The sequence below is a fragment of the Arthrobacter sp. HMWF013 genome, assembly GCF_003061105.1.
GTDB lineage: Bacteria > Actinomycetota > Actinomycetes > Actinomycetales > Micrococcaceae > Arthrobacter.
On sequence record NZ_QAIQ01000122.1, the window covers coordinates 27,788 to 48,405 of the forward strand.

Below are 20,618 nucleotides of genomic sequence, written 5' to 3' on the forward strand. Positions count from 1 at the left end.
ATCATTTGCAAAGGTCTGCAGCTGTAACGGATGCTTCGGGGATTTCATCTTCAGTGAGTCCGTAGGTGGCGAAGATCTTCTTCAGCGTGCCGTCCTCACGGATGGTCTTCAGCCCGTTGTTCAGGGCATCGATGATGTCCGTGTCGTCTAGTCGTGCCGCCAGTGCCCCGTAGTTGAAGACGGGCTTGCCGTCCTTCATGATCTGAGTGTAGGGCGTAACGCGTTCGATGGCGCCCTGGTTAGTGGATACGAGAGTTGCGGCCTGAAGGCTGGGGTAGTAGATGACATCCACACGGCCGGCTTTAAGGGCAGCTACGGATTCGTTGTCTGCCCCGAACTTGACCACTTGCCCTGAAGGGATCTTTGCGTCCTCGATTTCGGCCACTTGGCTGGTCCCGGTTTGCGTTCCAATCCGTACTGAAGGATTGGCTGCCACGTCAAGCAGGCTGTGGACAGGAACGTCCTCACCTGCCCGCTTCAGGAAGGCGCCTCCGGAGCGGTAGACCGGGTTAGTGAAGGAGACGGCCTGGCAGCGTTCCGGACGGATGTAAGTGCCACCTGCAATGAGGTCGAATCGACCGGATGCCGCACCGGGAATCAGTGCATCAAAGGGCACGACGACGGGATCCAGTGTTGTTATTCCGAGGGGTGCAAGCACGGCTGCCAGGGTTTCGACGATGAAACCTTTGACCTCCCCGTTGGAGTTGACGAACCCGTAAGGATTTTCGTTCGCGACTCCGATGCGAACGCTCTTCTTGGCCTGCAGCTCTGCCAGCTTACCTCCGGTGGAGGATGTGCTGGACTGACCGCCACAGGCTGTCAGGAAGCCCGGAACCGCAAGGGTAGCGCCGGCTAGGAGACCCAAACGTGAGCCGCCGACCAGCAGTTCTCGACGTGAAAATTTGTCCATGTTGACTCCTGAAACCGCTTGACTTGTTTCCGGCCCCTGGGTGGCACCGGGCTATAACGACAAGTACAACATCATTCATTTTGCTCGTCAATATCGGCCTCATGTATTACACGATTCACTCAGCGGAGGCTTTGATGACAACGCAGCTCGGCCTGCTTGTGGCGATCCTGCCTATCAAATAACCAGTGCGCGCGGGCAGATTTAGGGTTGAACGAGTAGTTCACCCGGCGGGACCGGTCATGAGGGCCCCCTCACGGCCGCCACGACCGGGCCCTTCTGGAACGCTGCCGACAAGTCGCTCGGGCGACCTGCACGCCCCAGTCCCCAACACATGGTCGGGCGAAGAGTGCCCGATATCCATTGTGGACTCGCCCGCCCGCCATCTCCAGGACCTGCCTGGGTCAAGGTCCACAATGGCGGTCATCCACAGCTCATGCTGGAGTCGGCGAGGAGCCCGAATCGCATTCCAGAAGAAACGCATTGAGCGGGACCGCTGCTCGCGGAGGACTTCCGCCCACAGACAGCGGGAATGTGCCGGTTCAGCTGGAAACGGCATTACTTCATCCGTTTGCGACTCCGAACCGGGCAGCCGGCTGGCTCTCAACAAGGACCTGCGATCGCCGTCGGATGACGGGTGCGGAAATGCCACGATTGTCGGGCACGGTGAAGAACCTGGTGGCCGCGTCAGGCCGTCCCTGGAGGTTCAGGTATTGGTCGTGGTCCTGTCTGGGGTTTGAATTAATAGACATTCCCACGAACCACGAGGGGTCGTAAAACCAAGAGGGACCGCCGGCAGCTTAGATATCAAACAGTCAACCTTGCCAGACGGAAGACCTCGGGTGCGGCTTGCTTTCCGGTGGCGAGGTCGGCAAGGATTCGGCCGATGACGGGAACGAACTTGAATCCAGTCCCGGAGAAGCCGGCACCAATAATCACAGGGCCGACCCGATCCAGAATGTAGTCTTCGGTACGCGTGCTGGTATATGTGCAGCTAACAGCTTCCAAGGAATCGGCGTCGACTCCGGGTAGCCAATTCCGCGCATACTCCTGTAGCGCAGCGAGCTGGACTGGTTCGGGAAGGAAGGACCGGCGGTCTGGGTCCACCACTGGTCCCACGCCGTGCCAGCCGGCCTTGATTCCTTCCCCTGGCGTTTGCATGCCATAGATGGGCGTGTACCAGTATTTGTACTCGTCGCCGAAGCCGCGATGGTGATTAAATCCTGGCCAAGTCGCTCCCTCATCAACCACGCGGAAGTGTGCGGGCTGCTCCTGCGTGACTCGAAGCTCAGGAAGCCGTGCTCCTGTTCGAGCAAGTGCCCCACCCAGAACCTTCTCAGTCCAAGCGCCGGCAGTAACGACTGCCTGATTTGCCGTTACCACTTCCGACCCAGATGGGGACTCGAGGGTGAGACGTACGCTGCCTTCATTTATTTGCAGGTCAACAACCTTGGTGTGGTGCCGGACCTCCGAGCCGTTGGCGATGGCCAGACGCTGAAATGCCGGCAATGCCTTTTCCGGGTTGAGCTGGCCGCCGTCGGGCATGTAGAGAACCTTCTCATCGAACCGAATGCCGCGCCACCGCTCCTTGGCCTCGTCGGGACTGAGGAATTTGGCCCTGATGCCTGCCTGGGATAGGGCTGCGGCGATATCGGGAAAACGCGGATCCGGGCCATGATTGGCCATCCCTGTCCGGTCCAGGATCTTATCGCCGCTTTCTTGCTCCAGCTCAGCCCACAATTTCAGGGTTTCCCCCAGCATGGCCACGTACTCCGGGCGACTGTAGCCGAGGTTCAAGTTGCGGGTGGTGCCGTGTGACGCTCCGATCTTGTGTCCTGGACCGAACTGTTCCAGGAGTGTTACTTGACGCCCCTGGCGTGACAGGGCCCATGCGGTCGCTGAGCCCATCGCACCGCCGCCGATTACGACGGTGTCAAGAGTGGTTGCCATAACTTCTCCAGTTCAAAGTGTGCATTTGAATTTCTGCCTCGCTGCACCTGCTGACAGCAAAGGCACTTGTTGGCGGCGAAGACTGACTGCCATCTGGGACCAGGCCAGATCCGCACGCCTGGAAAGTGCGGGGAATTCCCGCGCCGCTATGGAGCTGAAGACTTCCGACTCTCGCCTCTGCCCTTCGGGGTTCAGTGCGGACTGGGTATGAGTAGTAGCCTCAAGCCGCCTCGGGGGCTCACCGTGAGGGGCCCGGTGCCTTCTGACCCACCCGTTCGGTTGAGGTCAGAGGAGCAGTTTCCCGTCCTGCATCACGGTTGTTCCGTCGAGCTCTATTGTGGGGCGCCAATAGACCATGTCTTGGTGAATGGTTGACGAGTTGGCACCACCAAAGCTGTCATTGTTGCCGAACGCCACGTGACCGGTTCCAAGGGTTGCTTCATCTTCGACGATGTTTCCTATGACCCTGGCACTCGGATTCATCCCGAACCCAAACTCGGCAAAGACATGGGCGGAATCTCCGTGCTTGGCCAGCAGCTCGGTCATCGACCTTGCCTGCTCGCCTCCTCGAATTTCCTTAAGCCTTCCGTTCTCGACGAATATCTCCAGCGGCTCGTCTACCAGGCCAAAGGAAGTTGTGCTTCCGTCTATGACGATCCGGCCGTTCACGCTTTCCTCCAGGGGGGCAATGAAGGCTTCCATGTCCGGACACGCGTCCCGATCGCCGGGTTTCTCTACTTTCCCAGTGCAATTGCCGCCCACCCGCCCCACGAGGCTAGCGGTCAGGTCAGTGCCTGCAACGGTCGTAACACGGATTCGCCGGGCGTCCGTCAAGAGGGTCGTGAGGGCCACACAAGGGCCCCCAGCAGCATCAAAATCAGCTTCTATGCCTCCAGCAATCAGGGTCCCGACGTCACATCCCGTCATTGCCAGCACCCGACCTCCCGCTGCTGCCGCTGCGCGCCCCAGGGCGCTGTGCCAAATGCTCAGACTCGTCGCCCCAATCAGGACATCGGCGTCGACTGCCCCGGGCGGGAATTCACTCGCGTCTGCAACCGGCGAAAGAACCGTTTGCGCCACCGTTAGTTCCTTCACGTCGGCGCCACGCCGACGGGCGGAGGCGGCTACCGCGGCCGACAACGCGGGGTCTCCGAACTCATCACAAAGCACCAGGACCCTTTCGCCCTTCTGGATTGTGGCGCACTGGGTTACCTTGTCCGCTCCCTGTTCCACGGTCAGTACCATGATGGTCCTTTCATCGGGTCGGACTCCACGTTGTGAACCGGCCCTCCATGCCCACATGCCTTGAGCTGCTCTTTTGGGTGTGGGTCGATATCGTTCTCGAGCCAGTACAACATTCTTCAGGGTATGCGGTCAAGGGGGGGCTCAGAATGAAATCATTCATCAGGGTTTGTACCCAGGAGAGCCATGTCAGATGTCCCGTTCGTGGTGCTCTGGCCGGCGTAAAGGTGCGCGAAGGGCAGCACGGCCTCCCCTCAATGTGGCTCTAAGGGTGGCCTCTGACAGTGAAAGTGCAACTACACGTACATGCCGAGACGTTGGACCTGATCTGGGAGCGGTGCGCGGGGTAGGTCGCTGTTCCTGTATCGACTGGGGGAAATGCCGAAAGTATCTTTGAAAACGCGAGAGAAGTGGAACTGGCTGGTGAAGCCACCCAGGGCCGATATCTTCCCCACGCTCAGATCGGTGCGTTCAAGTAAAGCGGCGGAATATCTTAGGCGCAGTAGGCGAAGCGCCTCAATGGGGCCGTAGCCGATTTCCTTCGTGTAAACACGACACAGGTGTTCACGGGTAACTGCTGCCGCCCCCGCGAGTTCATCGAGTGACGGGGTCCGCAGCGGTCCGCCTTGAGCCCATCGGACACGGACCAGCGCCATTGACCTCTCAATCGGAGGCGGCAGGGGCCGATCGCTGAGGCTGCTAGTGCCAGAGGCGCCGGAAAGATAAGCGGTCAGGGCGTAGCCCAACGCATCCCGCGCCTGGTCGCGCCAACCGGGCGTCCTGGTTGCGTCGAGCCACAGCAAATGATTCAACAATGCAAGGACCACATCATCGGCTGCCAGATGGCGAACTAGGGGCCAGTCGTGTTCGATGAGCGACTCAGAGGTGAAAAGTACATAGCCGACTCTGGTTATGTTGCGGGAGTCCCACGAGTAGGCCGCCTGCAGGCCTGGCTTCGTCACTATGACAGCATTCGGAGGCAAGGAATGTGTATCACCGTTGCTCGTAACAGCTGCATGACCATTTCGGATCCAGGCAATTTCCCACCGCTGCTCTGTGTTTGGCCGCTCATAGGCGGTAGCGGGGGCGGTTGCGATCGATCCAATCACTTTGAGATCAATAACAGATATTTTCTCGATAATTCTTGTCATAGCTTCCAATACCCACTTCCCAGACAATGTTAACTCGGGGCACAACGGCCAAGCTATCTGGGTGCTCCGCCTCCTTATATTTTGATCGCGGATCGGTTGATGCCGAGCCGGAGCGGAAGATCTAGGGGATGAGCAAACTTCGTATGTACTCCGACATCGGTGCTCCATCAGTCGCCACCACGACGACCGAAAGATTTCGAGCGCTGCAGTCGCGGCACGTACACCATCGCGAAGGAGAATCATGTTGGAAAGAAAAGAACGGGCAGATGTAATTGTCGTCGGCGCAGGCATCACTGGCACGTCCGTGGCGTATCACTTGCTCGAACAAGGCATCAAAAATGTAGTTGTCTTAGACGCAGGATCCCCCGCTTCAGGAACCAGCAGCGCTGGAGGGGGATTCGTTGCCCTTTGGGCAGCGGGATTCAACAAGCATTTCACCGAGACGGACCTGGCAATGGAGCACTACGGCATCGAGTTCTATGGGCGCCTTGCCGCGGACTACCCAATCGACTATCGGCATCGTGGCACTCTCTTTGTGGCAACTTCCGATCAAGGCTGGGAGGAGTGGATAGCACCCATCGCTCAGCATCCGCGCGCCCCGAAGGACGCTCGCACGTTGGACCCACACGAGGTCAGCGCTCTGACCGATGGCGTGATTGCGGCCGAAGCAGTAGTCGGAGGAATACTGCACCCCGCTGGCCTTCAAATGAGTGCCGGTCGGGCCAACCGTGCATTGGCCGACGAGATCGTAGCTAGAGGCGGCGAAATCCGCACCGAGAGCCGGGTCAATCGCCTCCTCGTCACTGATGGCAGGGTCACCGGCGTTGTCACCGACGCCGGAGAACTGGAGGCTGGCCATGTTGTCTTGGCGGCAGGTGCCTGGACTAACCAGCTACTCGCTGACGTCGGGTTCAATATTCCACTGATGACGCTCGTGGCAACCCGCGCTATCTCGCTACCCTCAGGAGTCAGCAACGAAATGCCCACCGTTTTGGTTCCGGAACTTTCCGGGCTGTGGTTGCGCGAGCACCGTGGCGGACTGACATACGGCAACGGCGATGGTTACGCCCCGCTATTTTCCCTGGGCGGCTCCGTCGGGGATCCGGGTCAGCCTCGCCGTGAAGAGTTGTTGGAGCGGCTGAAGGTCGCCCTCACTCCTGAGCTGCGAAAACTCGTCCCGAGCCACGACACCTCCGTTGCTTGGTGGCTGCAAGGGATGCCTTGCATGACCCCGGACCGGCATTTTGTAGCGGGGCCCGTGCCTGGAGTTGAAGGACTGCATGTACTCGCCGGCGACAACGAGGCTGGAGTAACCCACGGACCGGGGCTTGGACGCCTACTTGCGGAAATGGTGATTAACGGCTCCAGCGACTGGATTGACTCCTCGGCGTACCGCCCGGACCGATTCGAGGCCGATGCATTCCCGACTGAGGAATCCATATTTGAGGCGATTCCCGCTCACCACCACTAGGAGCACCGTGCCGGCGTCGAGGCCGAGGCAAGGCGCCGGCACGGTGGGAAGAGTTTACCGCGGCCTCCGTTTTCTTGATTGTGGAAGTGTCAGAGCGATACTTTCTAGTTACCGTTTGTCCACTCCACTCTCGCGCTAAGGCGCGATCCGGGTACGGCCGCTGGAATCCTCCTCGCAGCCTGCCACCGCGGCCTGGCCAAAAGTGGCAGGCTGCGCAAGGGTTTTTCTTATGGGTTGTATGATTTGGTCAGACGCGTCGTCATTCAGCGCTGGCGATAAAGCTCCTGCGTGAATGAAGACATTTAGGAGACGAGCATGTCAGATCAGCAGGCGATGAAGGAAGTGCCGGTGTTTGAAAACATTCGGCGTCGACTGTCTGAGATGACCTCTGCAGAGCGCAAGGTCGCTCGGGCCCTCCTAGGCGGTGCAGCCACGTTAGGCCTCGAATCTTCGACGAAGCTCGCCGGTCACGCTCAGGTGAGCGGACCCACAGTAATCCGCTTTGTGAACCATCTGGGGTTCGCGACGTATGCAGAATTCCAGGATGCGGTGAAGACAGAGGTTGTGGCGCGGGTGACGTCTCCTGTCGAGCAATACCCCGAGAGCCACAGCCTTGCAGACAACCCTTTGAGTGACCTCTCGGATATTCTATGTGCTGCTATATCAGAGACGATGAGCCGGCTGTCCGAAAATGACATTAAGGCCGCCGCGGATCTACTGGCAGACCCACGACGAAAAATCCTCGTCTATGGCGGGTGGTTCACTTCTTCTCTGGCCCGGCATCTGGCCGCAATGCTCCGGGAGTTACGCCCGGGGGTGGAGTTCGTCGACGACGCGCCTTCCCGGCGTGTGGCCGCATTGTGTGATGCAGACAAACGCACCACCGTAGTGGCCTTCGACTTCCGCCGCTACGAGGCCGACACCGAAAAGCTGGGCCGAGCCCTGGTCCAGCAGGGCGGGAAACTCGTTCTATTTACGGACCAGTGGCTATCCCCCTTGTCGGACGTTGCCAGTGCCGTTCTGCCAGCGGTGGTCGGGACCCCAAGGCCTTTTGAGTCCTATGTGTCCAGCCTGGCGTTAGTGGAGGCTTTGACTGCAAGAGTGGTCGAGATGACGGCGGACTCATCACGAGCCAGATTCGAACGCTACGCGTCCTTCGTGGACACCCTGGTCCCCCACTGGGAGCATCACCGCGAGATCGCGGATAAGGCGATCGGGGCCTAGGAATTTCACCGGGGCCAGGAGCGAATGCTCCCCAATCTCAGTCCTAATCAGGCACGCGGTGAACCGCATGGACGTTCCAGCGCCTCGGTCTGATTGTGGTTCGGCTAGTTGCTGTCCACACGGCAGTGAGCCGGTCTCCACAGAGAAAGGCCACCTCCGCTAGCGCAATGATTCTGGGCAGGTCCCACGACCGGAAATCAGGCTGCCATAGGTAGCCATCATTCCTTCCGTGCGTCGCGCCTCTGCGGCTCTTGGCGCCTCGTTTTCGAACCTAATCTTACGCAGGCATCCTTGATCATTCTCATTCAGTTTTTACATTGAATGCACAGCTTGAATGACGTTATACTTTGATGGGTGGGGAGTGTTCTCCCCGCTTGGGAATGAAACGGAATTACGCCGTCAGCGTTGGAGCAGGTCCTGTCCCCCCTTTTCAAGGCCGGCACCGGACTAGGAACACGCTAACCTCCCAGATTCCGATGGACGCTAGCGACAAGAACGAGGCATAACTTTGACGATTGAAGAAGCGCTGACGCGGGCAGGTTCTCCCCTGGCACCATTGTGGCTGTCCGTCCCTTCTGACGTGAATCATCTGCCCGCCAAGATTTGGGCGAGTGGAGTTACGCGGTCGGCAGCGGGAGAACTTGCCGTCAGCGGCATCGGGGTCGCGGAGCTAGCTAGGGAATTTGGTACTCCCGCCTACATCGTGTCCGAAGATGACTTCCGGGCACGCGCACGGGCCTTCCTGACAGCCTTCAATGATGCATTCGCGCCGCTCTGTGGAGGTGTTGATGTCTACTATGCGGGGAAGTCATTTCTCTGCATCGAAGTGGCCAAATGGGCTATCGAGGAAGGTTTGCGCTTGGACACCTGCTCGGGCGGCGAATTGGCCCTCGCAGCGCGGGCGGGAATCGAAGGTTCCAAGTTGGGCCTTCATGGAAACAATAAGTCGGATGCCGAGTTGGTGCGCGCGCTGGACATGGGTGTTGGCAGGATCGTTGTTGACAGCCTTCAGGAGCTAAAGCGCCTCGGTGAGCTCGCGCGGGAGCGCGGCATCAGGGCACCGGTACTGTTACGGCTCACTCCTGGCGTTCATGCCGAGACCCACGAGTTCATTGCCACGGCCCACGAGGACCAGAAATTTGGACTGTCCCTGGCTTCTGTTCAAGGACGGGAATCTGCCGCCGCAACAGCCGTGGCTTTTGCCCTTCAGGACGCGGGGGTCGAACTCCTTGGCGTTCACAGCCACATCGGGTCTCAGATCTTCTCCCCGGATGGCTTCGCCCTTGCCGCCCAGCGGCTTCTGGCCTTCATCGCGGAGATGCGCAAGGTTCATGGGGTGTCCCTGAAGGAACTGGACCTTGGTGGCGGGTACGGTATCGCCTACACCGAAGTGGATGATCCGCAGGACCCTAAAGATGTTGCCGCGGCCATGGCCCGTGTAGTTGCGGATTCCTGCATTCAACTCGGCATCGACGTTCCCCGGATCTCCATCGAACCGGGCCGTGCCATCGTCGGGAGCTCAACCTTTACCCTTTACGAGGTGGGGACGCTCAAGACCAACTACGTGGAGCATGGATCCGGTACATTCCCTCGTCGCTACGTTTCCGTGGATGGAGGGATGAGCGATAACCCGCGTCCTGTTTTGTATGGTGCTGACTACTCCGCCACCCTCGCCTCGCGTTCATCCAGCGCCGAACCGGCGCTGACCCGGGTGGTCGGAAGTCACTGCGAAAGCGGTGACATCGTGGTCCGGGATGCATACCTTCCTGCAGATCTTGCGCGGGCGGATCTTCTCGCGGTGCCCGGAACCGGGGCCTATTGCTGGGTGTTGTCCAGTAACTACAACTACACACCTCGGCCGCCGGTCGTCGCCGTCACCCGCGGCCACGCCCGCCTCATAGTCCGGGGTGAAACAGAAGACGACCTGTTCCGCAGGGACGTCTGGGGCTGAGGCCCAACGCGAGCTCCCCTTCCCTTTTTGTTTCCCCTGAAAGGCCAAACCCGATGACGCACTCTTCCACCGCATTAGACGCGAACCCACAGTCACCGAGCATCAAGCCTCCTCAGGACAGTGACCCCCACCGCAACGAGCTTCGCTTCTCCCAATTGCTCCAGGGGAAGCGGCTCCTTTCAGATGGGGTTCCGTTTTGGAAGGGCCATGGAACCGGAAACGATTTCGTCCTTATCCCAGATCCGGAAGGCGTACTCCACATTGATGGGCCTTCTACAGCTCTCGTCTGCAATAGGCACCAGGGCGTAGGTGCCGACGGTCTCATCCGCGCAGTCCGGTCTGAAAACATCCCTGAAGGGCGGCCGTTACTGGCGAACATGCCTGAAGCTCAGTGGTTTATGGACTACAGGAATGCTGACGGGAGCATCGCTGAGATGTGTGGCAACGGGGTACGGGCCTTCGTCCATTTCCTCGTTTCCGTAGGGCTCATTGAACTGCCGACCGGGGCAACAACGGCCGTTGGGACGCGCGCGGGGGTCAAATGGGTTCAGCGACGCGGGCAGAACAGCTATGAGGTGGACATGGGACCATGGCGCCTGTCGTTTCCCGAGCAGATCGCTGCCACGGGTACAGATGCGGCTGTAGCGCTTAAGGGACAACCTTCTAACCCGGCAATTTCCATCGACATGGGAAATCCACACTCCGTGGTTGTCCTCCCTGCGTCGACTTCCATCCAGGAACTCGACTTGACGACCGAGCCCGCTGTTGAACCCCGGCCTCCCGCCGGTACAAACGTGGAGTTCGCTACCCTGGCACGAATGTCGGAGCAGGGTACTGAAGCATCAGTTGTAATGAGGGTTTTTGAACGTTCCGTGGGTGAGACGCAAGCATGTGGTACGGGCGCCTGCGCCGTCGCAGCCGCCGTCCGGCACTCCGAAGAGCTGCATGACGTCAATGCTTGGACTGTCACCATGCCTGGCGGACCAGTTCAAGTCTCCTTTTGCCCGAAGGTCGAAGCTGATGGCAGCCAGGATGAACACGTCTTCCTGCGTGGGCCTGCACGAATGGTCGCGAGCGGGACCTTCAGCCATGAATTGTGGGATGAAAACTGACGCTAGGGCCTTTGCCTTGGCATCGGCAAGGTTGGCGTTTACTCCTTCTCGAGTGTCCAAAGGGGAACTCACCCCTTGCTGAACCTTTCGAGGCGTGCGGGGGAGCCGGAGGGCTCGACGTAGTCCTCCAGTCTTTCCGCGGAAGGCAAACCTTGTCGGGATGGAGGACTGGACTGCTATGAAGTATTCGTACCGTGACCTCGGGGTGTAGCCGGTTCCTCATGCTGAGGCGCCCTTGCTGTCTGGGCCCGCAGGGACCGGCCAGCGGGTACGGATCCGCTATTGCGGGCGCTGAAGGTCAGCTACACACGGCGTGTGCTTCGACGTGCTGCCGCCACCGATTTGACTTGGGCGCGCAGCCAAGCACGGCGCACCCCGAACCATCTTCTGCGCGGATGCATAGAACATGTTGGTGGGCTGGCAGGGATTTGCTGATTTCAGTGCCCTCCTACCCTATTTGTGGCGGGGAGTCACTTCGTTCCGCCCAGTAGGCGCGAAGGCGCTTTCCGTCACCAAACCCAGCCCTCGGCCGAAGCCAGGATGAGGAACCATGGTGTCAACAAGGGATCCGTAGCGCTCGAACCGACTGCGAGAAGTGGCAGAGGTGTAGTCGAGCACCCGTGCGGTTAAGGCTTCTACTACGGCCATGGTGGACACATACGACTCAAAGGGCCTGGCAGTCCCCACCGACGCCGGCAGGACTGCACTGGCCGCGTCCGCCAAGGGAGATAGCCATTGGTCGGTGAAAAGAATCAGCTTCCCGCCATGCTCGACCACTGCTCTTCCCAGCTTTTCGGTCCGGGCCTCATAACGGCGAAAATCGAAAGCCACCGCCGTGGTGCGTCTGTCCGCATCGCACAGCGCTGCCACTCGCCGACTGGCAGAATCGTCTACAAACTCCACCCCAGCACGCAGTTCCTGCAGCATGGCACAAAAGTGCTGTGCTAAGGATGAACTGAACCAACCGCCAAAGATCAGCACTTTCTGCTTGGGATCCACCAGCAGTTCTGCGGCAGCGTCGATGTCTTCACTTGAGAGGCGGTTTAGAGTTTCAGACAGTGCGGTAGTAAGGGCGTCAGACAAGTCCTGTACATCGGCGGCGCCTGAGGCGCCCGAGGCCTTCGGGAAGAGCTCGACTGGCGTCGTAACGCGGGCGATGACTTCGTCCCTCACTGCCTCCTGAAAGCCCATATAGGTGGCGAAGCCCAGATGGTTAACAAAGCGGATCACCGTCGGACCGCTGACCCCAGCCTGGCGCGCAAGCTTGGTAGATGTTTCAAGACCAATCGTGGCGGGTCCCCCGAGGAGGACCCGTGCGATCTTTCGTTCCGCAGTTGTCATGTCGGATAGCCGACGCCGGATGTTCTCGAACACAGGGACACGCCCATTGAGAAGGCTCGCTTCCATCCGTGTAAACCTTCCCTAATTGACATCATTCAGTTCTGGTGTGTTGCACCACATATGAATGACATTGTACTTCAGGGGCTGGCTATATGGGAGGCCGTTCTGCTGCGATCCCGGATCGTTCCGCCATCACACCAGAACGGCCTCCATGAGCCTATGAGCCTAGGTCACTGATATCCGGTGTTCCCGCTTTATCAGAGGCGGATTACACCGATTCCTTGTCCGTGCCCTGCGCGGCGGTTTCAGCGAGGTGCGGAACTGGCTTGTTCAGGGCCTTGCGGACGAGCAGGATGATCAAGCCGATGAGGAGCCACGCGCCACCGACAATCTTTGCGGTCTCTCCAGTTGAGACCAGAAGAACAACGGCGATCAGGGCGCCCAGGGCAGGAACCAGAATATGCGTGATGAGGCGCCCGGATTTGCGCTGGACTGCGAAGTAACCGATGACGGCAATGTTGACCAGAACGAATCCCACGAGGGCACCCACATTGATCGTGGTCGACAAGATCTCCAGCCCGTCACCCTGCAGCGAGGCCGTTACTGCGATGACGAGGGACAGCCCGCCCAGGATCGCAACTGACACAATGGGGGTGCCACTACGTCGGCCAACCTTTGCCAGGAATGGTGGCAGGGTGTGTTCTCTGGCCATCGCGAACAAGAGGCGGCTGGCTGCAGCCTGCCCCACCATCGCACAGAAGGCTGACCCGAGTGCCTTGACGATGGCGAACACGGTAGCCAGCCATGGGGCGACTGAAGTGCGGATTGTGTCATAGAAAGCCGTGCCCTGCAGGTCAGGGTTAGCGGCCACCTCTGCGGGCGAGAAGGGGGCCAAAAGGGCCATAACGTAAGAGACTGCGACCAACAGCAGGCCTGCGAGGATCAGGCAGGTGATGGTGGCCTTGCCAACAAGGCGAGGATCCCCAGAGTTTTCCTCGGCGAAGGAAGCAATGCCGTCGAAACCGAGGAAGGAAAAGACTGCAATGGATGCTGCTGCGGCCAGCACGACCAGGGTGAGCTGGCCATCCCCTGCAAGAGGCATAATCAAGGATTGAGCGGGGCCTCGGTTGATAAGGACGACCACGCCGAAGATCATGACGAGACCAAGAAGAGCGAACTCGATGTAGAGCACAACTCGACCAACCCAGGCGGCGAACTTGACGCCCTGCAGGTTGCAGAGCGTGGTCAGTATGACTGCCACGGCAGTGAAGAGCCAAGCAGGTACTGACGGGACGGCCGAGTGGAGGGCAAGGCCGGCAAACAGGTACGCGATAGATGGAATAAAAACGTAATCCAAGAGCATCATCCAGCCGCCGATAAATCCGGAGCGTGGTCCGATCCCGGCGTTTGCATAGGCAAATACAGACCCTGCAGTCGGGACCGCCCTGGACATCTGTGCGTAGGAGATTGCCGTGAGAGAGACCGCGGCGGCTGCAATGATGTAAACGAGGGCGAGAGCGCCATTGCTGCTGGCGTACAAGGTGCCGAAGATTCCGGCGATACCTGTTGGAGTGATGAACAGCAGTCCGTACACGACCAGGTCCCGGAATGTGATTGACCTACGCAGTGTGCCCTGTGTTGGGAGCTGATGTTGTTGGCTGCTTGTGACAGTTGTCATTGAAAGATCCTTGAAATGCTCCGAAAGAGCTCGTTGGAAGGGGGCATGCAGGGCGCTGGTGCCAGGAGCCACAGTCCCCAGGATGGCTGATAGGAGAATGCGAATATCCAGCATGCTGCCAAGGGGTGACGTGGAGTTCGGTGGTTCTGCTCAACACCGTCCGACTCAGTACATCATCGTACAAAGAGCCGCGTCAAAGTGAGTTCATGAATGGAATGAACCATGACGTTGAGGGCGTCGAGCTGCGTGAGTGCCATCTCCTCAAAACCTTGGAACGGACGCTGCGACGGCGCGCGGAGGAGCGCGCCGTCGCAGTTCAGGGTCTCGCAGCCAGCGAACTCGTTCTGCTAGTTGCCGGCTGCATCCTCCCGGCCCGGCTTTGACGTGGGAGTTGAGGCTACGGCCGCCTTAACGGCCGCGAGAAGGGATTCCACGTCGTTTTCGGTAGTGTCCCATGAGCACATCCAGCGAACTTCACCGCGTGCCTGGTCCCAGTCATAAAAACGAAAAGACTCACGGACTTTTTCTGCCACCCCGGGTGGCAGGATGGCAAAGACCCCGTTCGACTCTGTGGCCTGCGTGATCCTGACCTCGTCCACAGCTGAAACTCCGGCGCGTAAGCGTTGGGCCATGTCATTGGCGTGGCTGGCTGAACGTAGCCACAAGTCACCTGACAGCAAGGCAATCAGCTGGGCCGAGACGAACCGCATCTTGGAGGCCAATTGCATATTCATCTTTCGCAGGTAGTTCATGCCGGGGTCAGTTTGTGAATCCAGCCAAACCACCGCCTCGCCGAACAGCAGCCCGTTCTTGGTCCCCCCGAAGGACAGGACATCAACACCCACATCTGTGGTGAATGAGCGCAAGGGCAGCCTGAGGTGGGCTGCCGCATTCGCCAGCCGCGCCCCGTCCATGTGAAGTTTCATTCCCCGGGCATGGACGTGCTCAGCAATCCGTTGAATCTCTTCAGGGCTGTAGCAGGTGCCAAGCTCCGTCGTCTGGGTAATCGATACAACCAGTGGCTGCGCCCGGTGCTCATCACCCCATCCCCATGCCTCGGCGTCAATCAGCTCCGGCGTGAGTTTGCCGTCGGCAGTCGGGACCGGAAGAAGCTTTATGCCTGCGATCCGCTCCGGGGCACCATTCTCGTCGGTATTGATGTGCGCGGTTGAGGCGCAAACGACAGCGCCCCAGCGCGGGAGCAGCGCCTGAAGGGCAAGGACATTAGCACCCGTGCCGTTAAACACCGGGTATGCGGTTGCCCCCGCGCCGAAATGGCCCTGCACGACTTGCTGAAGACGCCCTGTATAGGCGTCCTCGCCGTATGCTGTGACATGGCCTTCGTTAGCCGCCTCAACCGCCGCGATTATTTCGGCATGGGCGCCAGCGTAATTATCAGAGGCGAAGCCCCGGTATCCCGGATCGTGGAGGCGTCCTGCCACTGCTAAGGAGCCTGGGCTGGATATAAAACTGAGGCTCATACCGGCGCACCGACCAACCGGCCAGAAGTAAGAGATAGCCGCTGACCGTTGATTTCCCCTGCCTCCAAATCAAAAATCCTCTCCACCGCCTCGGCAAGAACAGAAACGTCCGTGAAGCCGGGGAACTTTCGCTCGGGCTGGGCTGCCCGCATCCGGTCGTCCACCAAGGCCTTGACCACGAGGACAAGCGCTGCCGAACGTTGAGTGCTGAGCGAAGTGTCGGCGCCTACCTGCCCCTGCCGGAATCCATCGGCGACGGCAAGAGTCCATGCTTCGGAGGCAGATTTCACTGCTGCATAGGCAGCCCCATCAGCAGTCGGCTTTGAAGCCGACTCGGCTGAAACGATGACCAAACGCCCGACGTCCGAGGCTGCCAGGTCATCATAAAAGGCCCGGGAGGTGTTTCGAAGCGTCGTGAGGACACTGGTGTTCAGGAAGTCCCAGTCTTCATCCGTCTGCCCTGCGATGCCGCCGCCACCTCGCCAGCCGCCCACGAGGTGGATGATACCATCCACGGGGCCAAGGTCAGCCCGTACTGATCTTGCCAGCTCCTGAACGGATTGCTGGTCGGCGAGATTACAGACATAGCCTGTGACGCTGTCGTGCTTTCCGGCCAGCTCGTGGACACGGTCCTCAAGAATGTCTACAGCGGCTATGGATGCGCCGGCCGCCGAGAGGGTGCGGACCACTGCAGCGCCGGCTGCGCTGGTTGAGCCAGCGACGACAATGTTACGCCCCGCAAGGGCCCCGCTCACGCGTCGACCTTGCTCTCAGTGTTCACTGGGCTGGTGCCCGTGATGCCGGCGGTGGATTCGATGACAGGCCGCATCTTCTTCTCGAGGGCTTCGTAGAACATGGACAGGGGGAATTCGTCATCGTGAACCTGATCGGTCAGGCCCTTGGGTGGCCCGTCCAAAGGCAGGGCCTCGGGGCCCTTGGCCCATACCGATGAGGGGTTTGGGGTGAGGGTTTCAGAGACGAGCTCATAGGCGGCGAGCCAGTGTGCGGTCTTGGGGCGGTCGATGGAACGCCAGTAGAGTTCCTCGATACGGATTCCCAGTTCGACGACGACGCCGGCGACGTCCTTCCAGTCGATGCTGAGCTTGCCGTCGGTCCAGTGCAGGACGCGGTGCTGGTGCATCCAGGCGAAGAGCAGCTGGCCACCCACTGCGTCATAGTTGCGGACCCGGTTCCCGGTAATGGCGAAACGGAAGATCCGGTCGAAGATGACGGCGTACTGGACCAACTTGGCGTGCTTGCGCGCATCTTCGGAGGCGTTCTCGTCCTTTTCGATGATGACGGATTCACGGAATGCGGTCAGGTCACAGCGGAGTTCCTCGAGGGAGTACAGGAAGAAGGGCATCCGCTGCTTGATCATGAATGGGTCAAACGGCAGGTCCCCGCGCATGTGGGTCCGGTCGTGGATCAGGTCCCACATCACGAAGGTTTTCTCCGTCAGGTGCTGGTCCTCAAGCAGTTCTGCGGCGTCCGCCGGCAGCTCAAGGCCCGTGATGTCGGCAGCGGCTTTCAGGACCCGGCGGAAGCGCGCCGCTTCCCGGTCCGCGAATATGCCGCCCCAGGTGAAGGTCGGGGTGGTCCTGACCGCAACGCTCTCAGGGAACAGGACAGCGGAGTTGGTGTCATAGCCGGGCGTGAAGTCCACGAAGCTGATCGGCACGAACAGCTTGTTCGAGTAACGACCCGCTTCAAGATCCGAGACGAAATCAGGCCAAATAACTTCAAGGAGCACGGCCTCAACCAAACGGCTGGTGCTGCCGTTCTGCGTGTACATGGGGAAAACCACCAGATGGGGCAGGCCATCGATACGAGCGTGCTCAGGGTGGAAGGCTACCAATGAGTCCAGGAAGTCCGGGACACCGAAACCCTCGGACTCCCAACGACCAAAGTCCCTCACCAGCAGTTCCAGGTACTCGCTGTCGTGGGGCAGGTGCTGTCGCAGCTCATGGATAGAAGCAACGATCGTGTTGACGCTGGACCGCGCTCCGTCGTGATGGGCGGCGTCAGGAACCGAACCGTCTTGTACCTGAACCTTCTGCAATTCAATGACAGCTGCTTTGAGGGCAGTCCAGGCCGGGAGGATCTTCAAGTCCTCGGCTTTGGTCAGTTCATTCACCGTGATCGACATGCCATTTCCTTTCATGGAGGGGTATGACATCAAGGTAGCAATGGTTAAGAACTGCTAACAGAGTCACGCCACATGAGTAAGTAAGTCTGTTGCTACGCGTGCCTCGCGGGCCCTTATGGCAGAGATAACTTTAGGGTCGAACCTATTCAGAAGCAATGGTTATGAGCTACCCTGAATGACGTCATACTGTTTTCCTGCGCACACGATTCTGCTTTGCGAAGCGACAACAAAGGTCGAACCACGCACTGTGCCGCCAAATGCGGCAACCCCCGTTTGGCCAGTTCCAAAACTGCCCTGATTCCAAAGGACCTCCTAGATGACCGCTACACCCATCAATGAAACGGGCAGCAGCCGTGTTAAGCGGGGCATGGCTGAGATGCTCAAGGGCGGCGTTATCATGGACGTCGTCAACGTCGAGCAGGCCCGCATCGCCGAAGATGCCGGTGCTGTTGCTGTGATGGCCCTGGAACGCGTTCCGGCCGATATCCGTGCCCAGGGCGGCGTGTCCCGCATGTCCGATCCGGACATGATCGACCAGATCATCGACGCCGTGTCCATCCCCGTGATGGCCAAGGCCCGCATCGGCCACTTCGTCGAGGCCCAGGTCCTGCAGTCCCTGGGCGTGGACTACATTGACGAGTCCGAGGTCCTGACCCCGGCCGACTACGTCAACCACATCGACAAGTGGAACTTCAAGGTTCCGTTCGTCTGCGGTGCCACCAACCTGGGTGAGGCGCTGCGCCGCATTAACGAGGGCGCGGCGATGATCCGCTCCAAGGGCGAGGCCGGCACCGGCGACGTCTCCAACGCCACCGGGCACATGCGCCAGATCCGTTCCGAGATCGCCAAGCTCGCCGCCCTGCCCGAGGACGAGCTCTACGTCGCGGCCAAGGAACTGCAGGCCCCGTATGAACTGGTCAAGGAAGTCGCCGCTGCCGGCAAGCTTCCGGTGGTGCTGTTTACCGCCGGCGGCATTGCCACCCCGGCTGACGCTGCCATGATGATGCAGCTCGGCGCGGACGGCGTGTTCGTGGGTTCGGGCATCTTCAAGTCCGGCAACCCGGCCCAGCGCGCCGCCGCCGTCGTGAAGGCCACCACCTTCTTCGATGACCCTGATGTCATCGCCAAGGCCTCCCGCGGCCTGGGCGAAGCGATGGTGGGCATCAACGTCGACGAGATCCCCCAGCCCCACCGGCTCGCCCAACGCGGCTGGTAACCACAGTGATGACGCACCTGGAGATCCGTAATCTCCTCTCCCCCGTTTCCTATGCCAAGGGCAGCAAGCTTCCAGCCCGGGAGTGGGGGCAGCTGGAAGAAGGTCACTATGTCATGGTCCAGCGCGAAGGCGAGCCGATCCTTACAGGGGAAGTTGACGCCCGAACCAAGGACGGCTCCGTTTTCTGGGTTTGGCTTGACGGAGGCCGCGGACGCATAGCGGTCTACGCCGATGAGGGCACCCGCGTTTGGTTGCCTAAAGGTTATCGCCTGGAAGCTGAAGAAGAAGTTGCAGGAGCCCATTCGCAAACAGAGGCACCGGGGCAGCCGCCGGCTTGATTTCTGGTGCAGGAACCGGCAACAAGAAGATCAATATGAGGGGCCTAGGAAGGAACGAATGGCACCCCTCACCAGACAGAGAGGCCAGCACGCTGGCCAGGAGTGCACCTACCCCATTCCCACCCTTGGGCCCGCACAGCACCACCCAGAGGGAAGCACTGCGGTGGTCCTGGGCATGATGCATCCGAGCTCTGTCCCCCAGCCTTCGACGGACGCGCCAAATGATCTGCCGAGTCTCCCATCAAGCGTAGTTGCCGGCCTGCAGGGCGCAGAGGTTATCTTTTACGACCCGATCTCATCAGGGGGAGAAGACGAACTCACCCGGCAGCACCTTCCAAGAACTAGGAGGACCGCTACCCAGGCACGCAGTCACAGGCCCGCATCCAGGAACAAACTAAGGACTCGCGAGGAAGCCATAGAGACTGTCGTCCAAGAACTGCGACGGCTGTCGCAGGAAGGACGGACAGGAAAACCCGGGGAACCCTGTTAAATGGATTGGTGGGCAGTTATTCATCTCTGTTCTGGTAACGCTGTTCGTCATCATGGATCCGTCTGGAACCCCTGCCTCTGTTTATATCGTTCACGGCCGATATGACTGTTAAGACTCGGCGCTGCAGGCCCTGGCCGTAGCGGCTGGCGTTCATAGCCTCCGCCGTGTTTGGCCAAAACATTCTTAATTACAGGCACATGAGCCTGGCCGCCTTGCATGGGCCATAAGCCCGCAGTGGGGCTGACGCCGCGATCATGAGCACTGTGAATAGGGGGAAGCCTTGAAAGAAGTCAGCGCTGCACTAGTCAAAACCAGCATTCACAGAACTGACTGCAGTTGCCCGGGTAATAAGAGGCGAAGCACCATCGAAGGGTGGTCTGTAGGAATTTCTGGGACCGTTGCCATACTCGGCGCCATCTATGCATCGTGGCAGTATCACGGATGGTGAACCTGAAAACAGCTTCGTCAGGGGCCGCCATAGTAGGCACTGCTCTGCCGATCTGAGGCACACCCCAATCTGACAAATTCGCGGCTGGTCTTGACTTCTTTCTGAGAGAAGCCTAGAACTCAACCTGACGGGTTCAAGGTTGGAGGCGATCAGTGGCCGGACAGCGGATCGGGTACGTGCGCGTGAGCACCCTGGATCAGAACGAGAAACGCCAGCTCGAAGGCCAGGTTCTGGACCGGGTCTTCACGGACAAGGCCTCCGGCAGGGACACCGCGAGGCCAGAGCTTACGGAGTTGCTGCGGTTTGCCCGGGACGGGGACACCGTGGTGGTGCACAGCATGGACCGGCTGGCCCGTAACCTCGATGACCTGCGCGCTCTGGTCCAAAACCTCACGCGCAAAGGTGTGCGGGTGGAGTTCGTTAAAGAGAGCCTGGTCTTCACCGGCGAGGACTCCCCCATGGCCAACCTCAT

Annotated in this window: 17 protein-coding genes; 8 read left to right on the forward strand and 9 right to left on the reverse strand. The window is 59.7% G+C overall.

The features are described from left to right. Window position 1 precedes the first annotated feature (1 nt). From ehuB to DBR22_RS05690, 4 genes are all read right to left on the reverse strand, one after another. The gene (gene ehuB / locus DBR22_RS05675; RefSeq protein WP_108598182.1) at window positions 2-910 is read right to left on the reverse strand and encodes an ectoine/hydroxyectoine ABC transporter substrate-binding protein EhuB; all 909 of its coding nucleotides are present in this window, start codon (window positions 908-910) and stop codon (window positions 2-4) included. Window positions 911-1,714: 804 nt separating this feature from the next. Continuing rightward, on the reverse strand, window positions 1,715-2,857 hold the full coding sequence (locus tag DBR22_RS05680; RefSeq protein WP_108598183.1) for an FAD-dependent oxidoreductase: 1,143 nt from the start codon (window positions 2,855-2,857) through the stop codon (window positions 1,715-1,717). A gap of 285 nt (window positions 2,858-3,142) precedes the next feature. Continuing rightward, a complete protein-coding gene (locus DBR22_RS05685) occupies window positions 3,143-4,102 on the reverse strand; it encodes an aminopeptidase (RefSeq protein ID WP_181365044.1) in 960 nt (319 codons plus the stop codon). Between the two features lie 293 nt (window positions 4,103-4,395). Continuing rightward, window positions 4,396-5,250 carry a helix-turn-helix transcriptional regulator gene (locus tag DBR22_RS05690; protein ID WP_181365045.1) on the reverse strand — a complete coding sequence of 285 codons (855 nt, stop codon included), beginning with the start codon at window positions 5,248-5,250 and terminating at the stop codon, window positions 4,396-4,398. 241 nt (window positions 5,251-5,491) lie between these two features. Here DBR22_RS05690 and DBR22_RS05695 point away from each other — a divergent pair, with 241 nt between their 5' ends. The 4 genes from DBR22_RS05695 (at window position 5,492) to dapF (ending at window position 11,008) form a co-directional block, all read left to right on the forward strand. Further along, on the forward strand, window positions 5,492-6,721 hold the full coding sequence (locus DBR22_RS05695; protein ID WP_108598185.1) for an NAD(P)/FAD-dependent oxidoreductase: 1,230 nt from the start codon (window positions 5,492-5,494) through the stop codon (window positions 6,719-6,721). Between the two features lie 315 nt (window positions 6,722-7,036). Beyond that, window positions 7,037-7,945: a MurR/RpiR family transcriptional regulator gene (locus DBR22_RS05700; protein ID WP_108598186.1), complete on the forward strand. Its 909-nt coding sequence runs from the start codon at window positions 7,037-7,039 to the stop codon at window positions 7,943-7,945. A gap of 514 nt (window positions 7,946-8,459) precedes the next feature. Further along, complete coding sequence (lysA, locus tag DBR22_RS05705; RefSeq protein WP_108598198.1) at window positions 8,460-9,896, forward strand: diaminopimelate decarboxylase; 1,437 nt, start codon at window positions 8,460-8,462, stop codon at window positions 9,894-9,896. Between the two features lie 53 nt (window positions 9,897-9,949). Then, window positions 9,950-11,008, forward strand: coding sequence for a diaminopimelate epimerase (gene dapF, locus DBR22_RS05710; RefSeq protein ID WP_108598187.1), 1,059 nt, complete (start codon window positions 9,950-9,952; stop codon window positions 11,006-11,008). A 453-nt stretch (window positions 11,009-11,461) separates the two neighbouring features. Here dapF and DBR22_RS05715 read toward each other — a convergent pair whose 3' ends face one another. Both DBR22_RS05715 and DBR22_RS05720 read right to left on the reverse strand, forming a co-directional pair. Beyond that, the gene (locus DBR22_RS05715) at window positions 11,462-12,415 is read right to left on the reverse strand and encodes a MurR/RpiR family transcriptional regulator (RefSeq protein ID WP_108598188.1); all 954 of its coding nucleotides are present in this window, start codon (window positions 12,413-12,415) and stop codon (window positions 11,462-11,464) included. 202 nt (window positions 12,416-12,617) lie between these two features. Beyond that, the gene (locus tag DBR22_RS05720; RefSeq protein WP_219928078.1) at window positions 12,618-14,141 is read right to left on the reverse strand and encodes an APC family permease; all 1,524 of its coding nucleotides are present in this window, start codon (window positions 14,139-14,141) and stop codon (window positions 12,618-12,620) included. A gap of 92 nt (window positions 14,142-14,233) precedes the next feature. Here DBR22_RS05720 and DBR22_RS24090 point away from each other — a divergent pair, with 92 nt between their 5' ends. Further along, window positions 14,234-14,410 (forward strand): hypothetical protein, encoded by a 177-nt coding sequence (locus DBR22_RS24090; RefSeq protein WP_219928079.1) that lies wholly within the window; start codon window positions 14,234-14,236, stop codon window positions 14,408-14,410. Here the strand turns inward: DBR22_RS24090 and DBR22_RS05725 are convergent. The 3 genes from DBR22_RS05725 to DBR22_RS05735 are packed head-to-tail and all read right to left on the reverse strand — an operon-like array spanning window position 14,375 to window position 17,654. Next, entirely contained in the window at window positions 14,375-15,508 is a 1,134-nt protein-coding gene (locus DBR22_RS05725; protein ID WP_108598190.1) for a threonine aldolase family protein, read from the reverse strand. The genes DBR22_RS24090 and DBR22_RS05725 overlap by 36 nt on opposite strands. Next, complete coding sequence (locus DBR22_RS05730) at window positions 15,505-16,263, reverse strand: SDR family oxidoreductase (RefSeq protein ID WP_108598191.1); 759 nt, start codon at window positions 16,261-16,263, stop codon at window positions 15,505-15,507. Before DBR22_RS05730 ends, DBR22_RS05725 begins: the two co-directional genes overlap by 4 nt. Further along, the gene (locus DBR22_RS05735) at window positions 16,260-17,654 is read right to left on the reverse strand and encodes a DUF6421 family protein (RefSeq protein ID WP_108598192.1); all 1,395 of its coding nucleotides are present in this window, start codon (window positions 17,652-17,654) and stop codon (window positions 16,260-16,262) included. The genes DBR22_RS05730 and DBR22_RS05735 overlap by 4 nt, the downstream gene beginning before the upstream one ends. Window positions 17,655-17,970: 316 nt before the next feature. On the opposite strand from DBR22_RS05735, the gene pdxS reads away from it, so the two are divergent. From pdxS to DBR22_RS05750, 3 genes are all read left to right on the forward strand, one after another. After that, the gene (gene pdxS, locus DBR22_RS05740) at window positions 17,971-18,870 is read left to right on the forward strand and encodes a pyridoxal 5'-phosphate synthase lyase subunit PdxS (protein WP_108598193.1); all 900 of its coding nucleotides are present in this window, start codon (window positions 17,971-17,973) and stop codon (window positions 18,868-18,870) included. An 8-nt stretch (window positions 18,871-18,878) separates the two neighbouring features. Further along, on the forward strand, window positions 18,879-19,208 hold the full coding sequence (locus DBR22_RS05745) for a hypothetical protein (protein WP_108598194.1): 330 nt from the start codon (window positions 18,879-18,881) through the stop codon (window positions 19,206-19,208). Window positions 19,209-20,298: 1,090 nt separating this feature from the next. After that, the coding region (locus DBR22_RS05750; RefSeq protein ID WP_146187402.1) for a recombinase family protein at window positions 20,299-20,618 on the forward strand (320 nt) is incomplete at its 3' end.

Coding starts and splice junctions, on each gene's coding strand:
- pdxS (WP_108598193.1), top strand. CDS start 17,971: ATGACCGCTACACCCATCAATGAAACGGGCAGCAGCCGTGTTAAGCGG.
- DBR22_RS05735 (WP_108598192.1), bottom strand. CDS start 17,654: ATGTCGATCACGGTGAATGAACTGACCAAAGCCGAGGACTTGAAGATC.
- DBR22_RS05680 (WP_108598183.1), bottom strand. CDS start 2,857: ATGGCAACCACTCTTGACACCGTCGTAATCGGCGGCGGTGCGATGGGC.
- ehuB (WP_108598182.1), bottom strand. CDS start 910: ATGGACAAATTTTCACGTCGAGAACTGCTGGTCGGCGGCTCACGTTTG.
- DBR22_RS05745 (WP_108598194.1), top strand. CDS start 18,879: ATGACGCACCTGGAGATCCGTAATCTCCTCTCCCCCGTTTCCTATGCC.
- DBR22_RS05685 (WP_181365044.1), bottom strand. CDS start 4,102: ATGGTACTGACCGTGGAACAGGGAGCGGACAAGGTAACCCAGTGCGCC.
- DBR22_RS05725 (WP_108598190.1), bottom strand. CDS start 15,508: ATGAGCCTCAGTTTTATATCCAGCCCAGGCTCCTTAGCAGTGGCAGGA.
- DBR22_RS05690 (WP_181365045.1), bottom strand. CDS start 5,250: ATGACAAGAATTATCGAGAAAATATCTGTTATTGATCTCAAAGTGATT.
- DBR22_RS05700 (WP_108598186.1), top strand. CDS start 7,037: ATGTCAGATCAGCAGGCGATGAAGGAAGTGCCGGTGTTTGAAAACATT.
- DBR22_RS05720 (WP_219928078.1), bottom strand. CDS start 14,141: ATGCTGGATATTCGCATTCTCCTATCAGCCATCCTGGGGACTGTGGCT.
- DBR22_RS05695 (WP_108598185.1), top strand. CDS start 5,492: ATGTTGGAAAGAAAAGAACGGGCAGATGTAATTGTCGTCGGCGCAGGC.
- DBR22_RS05715 (WP_108598188.1), bottom strand. CDS start 12,415: ATGGAAGCGAGCCTTCTCAATGGGCGTGTCCCTGTGTTCGAGAACATC.
- dapF (WP_108598187.1), top strand. CDS start 9,950: ATGACGCACTCTTCCACCGCATTAGACGCGAACCCACAGTCACCGAGC.
- DBR22_RS24090 (WP_219928079.1), top strand. CDS start 14,234: ATGAATGGAATGAACCATGACGTTGAGGGCGTCGAGCTGCGTGAGTGC.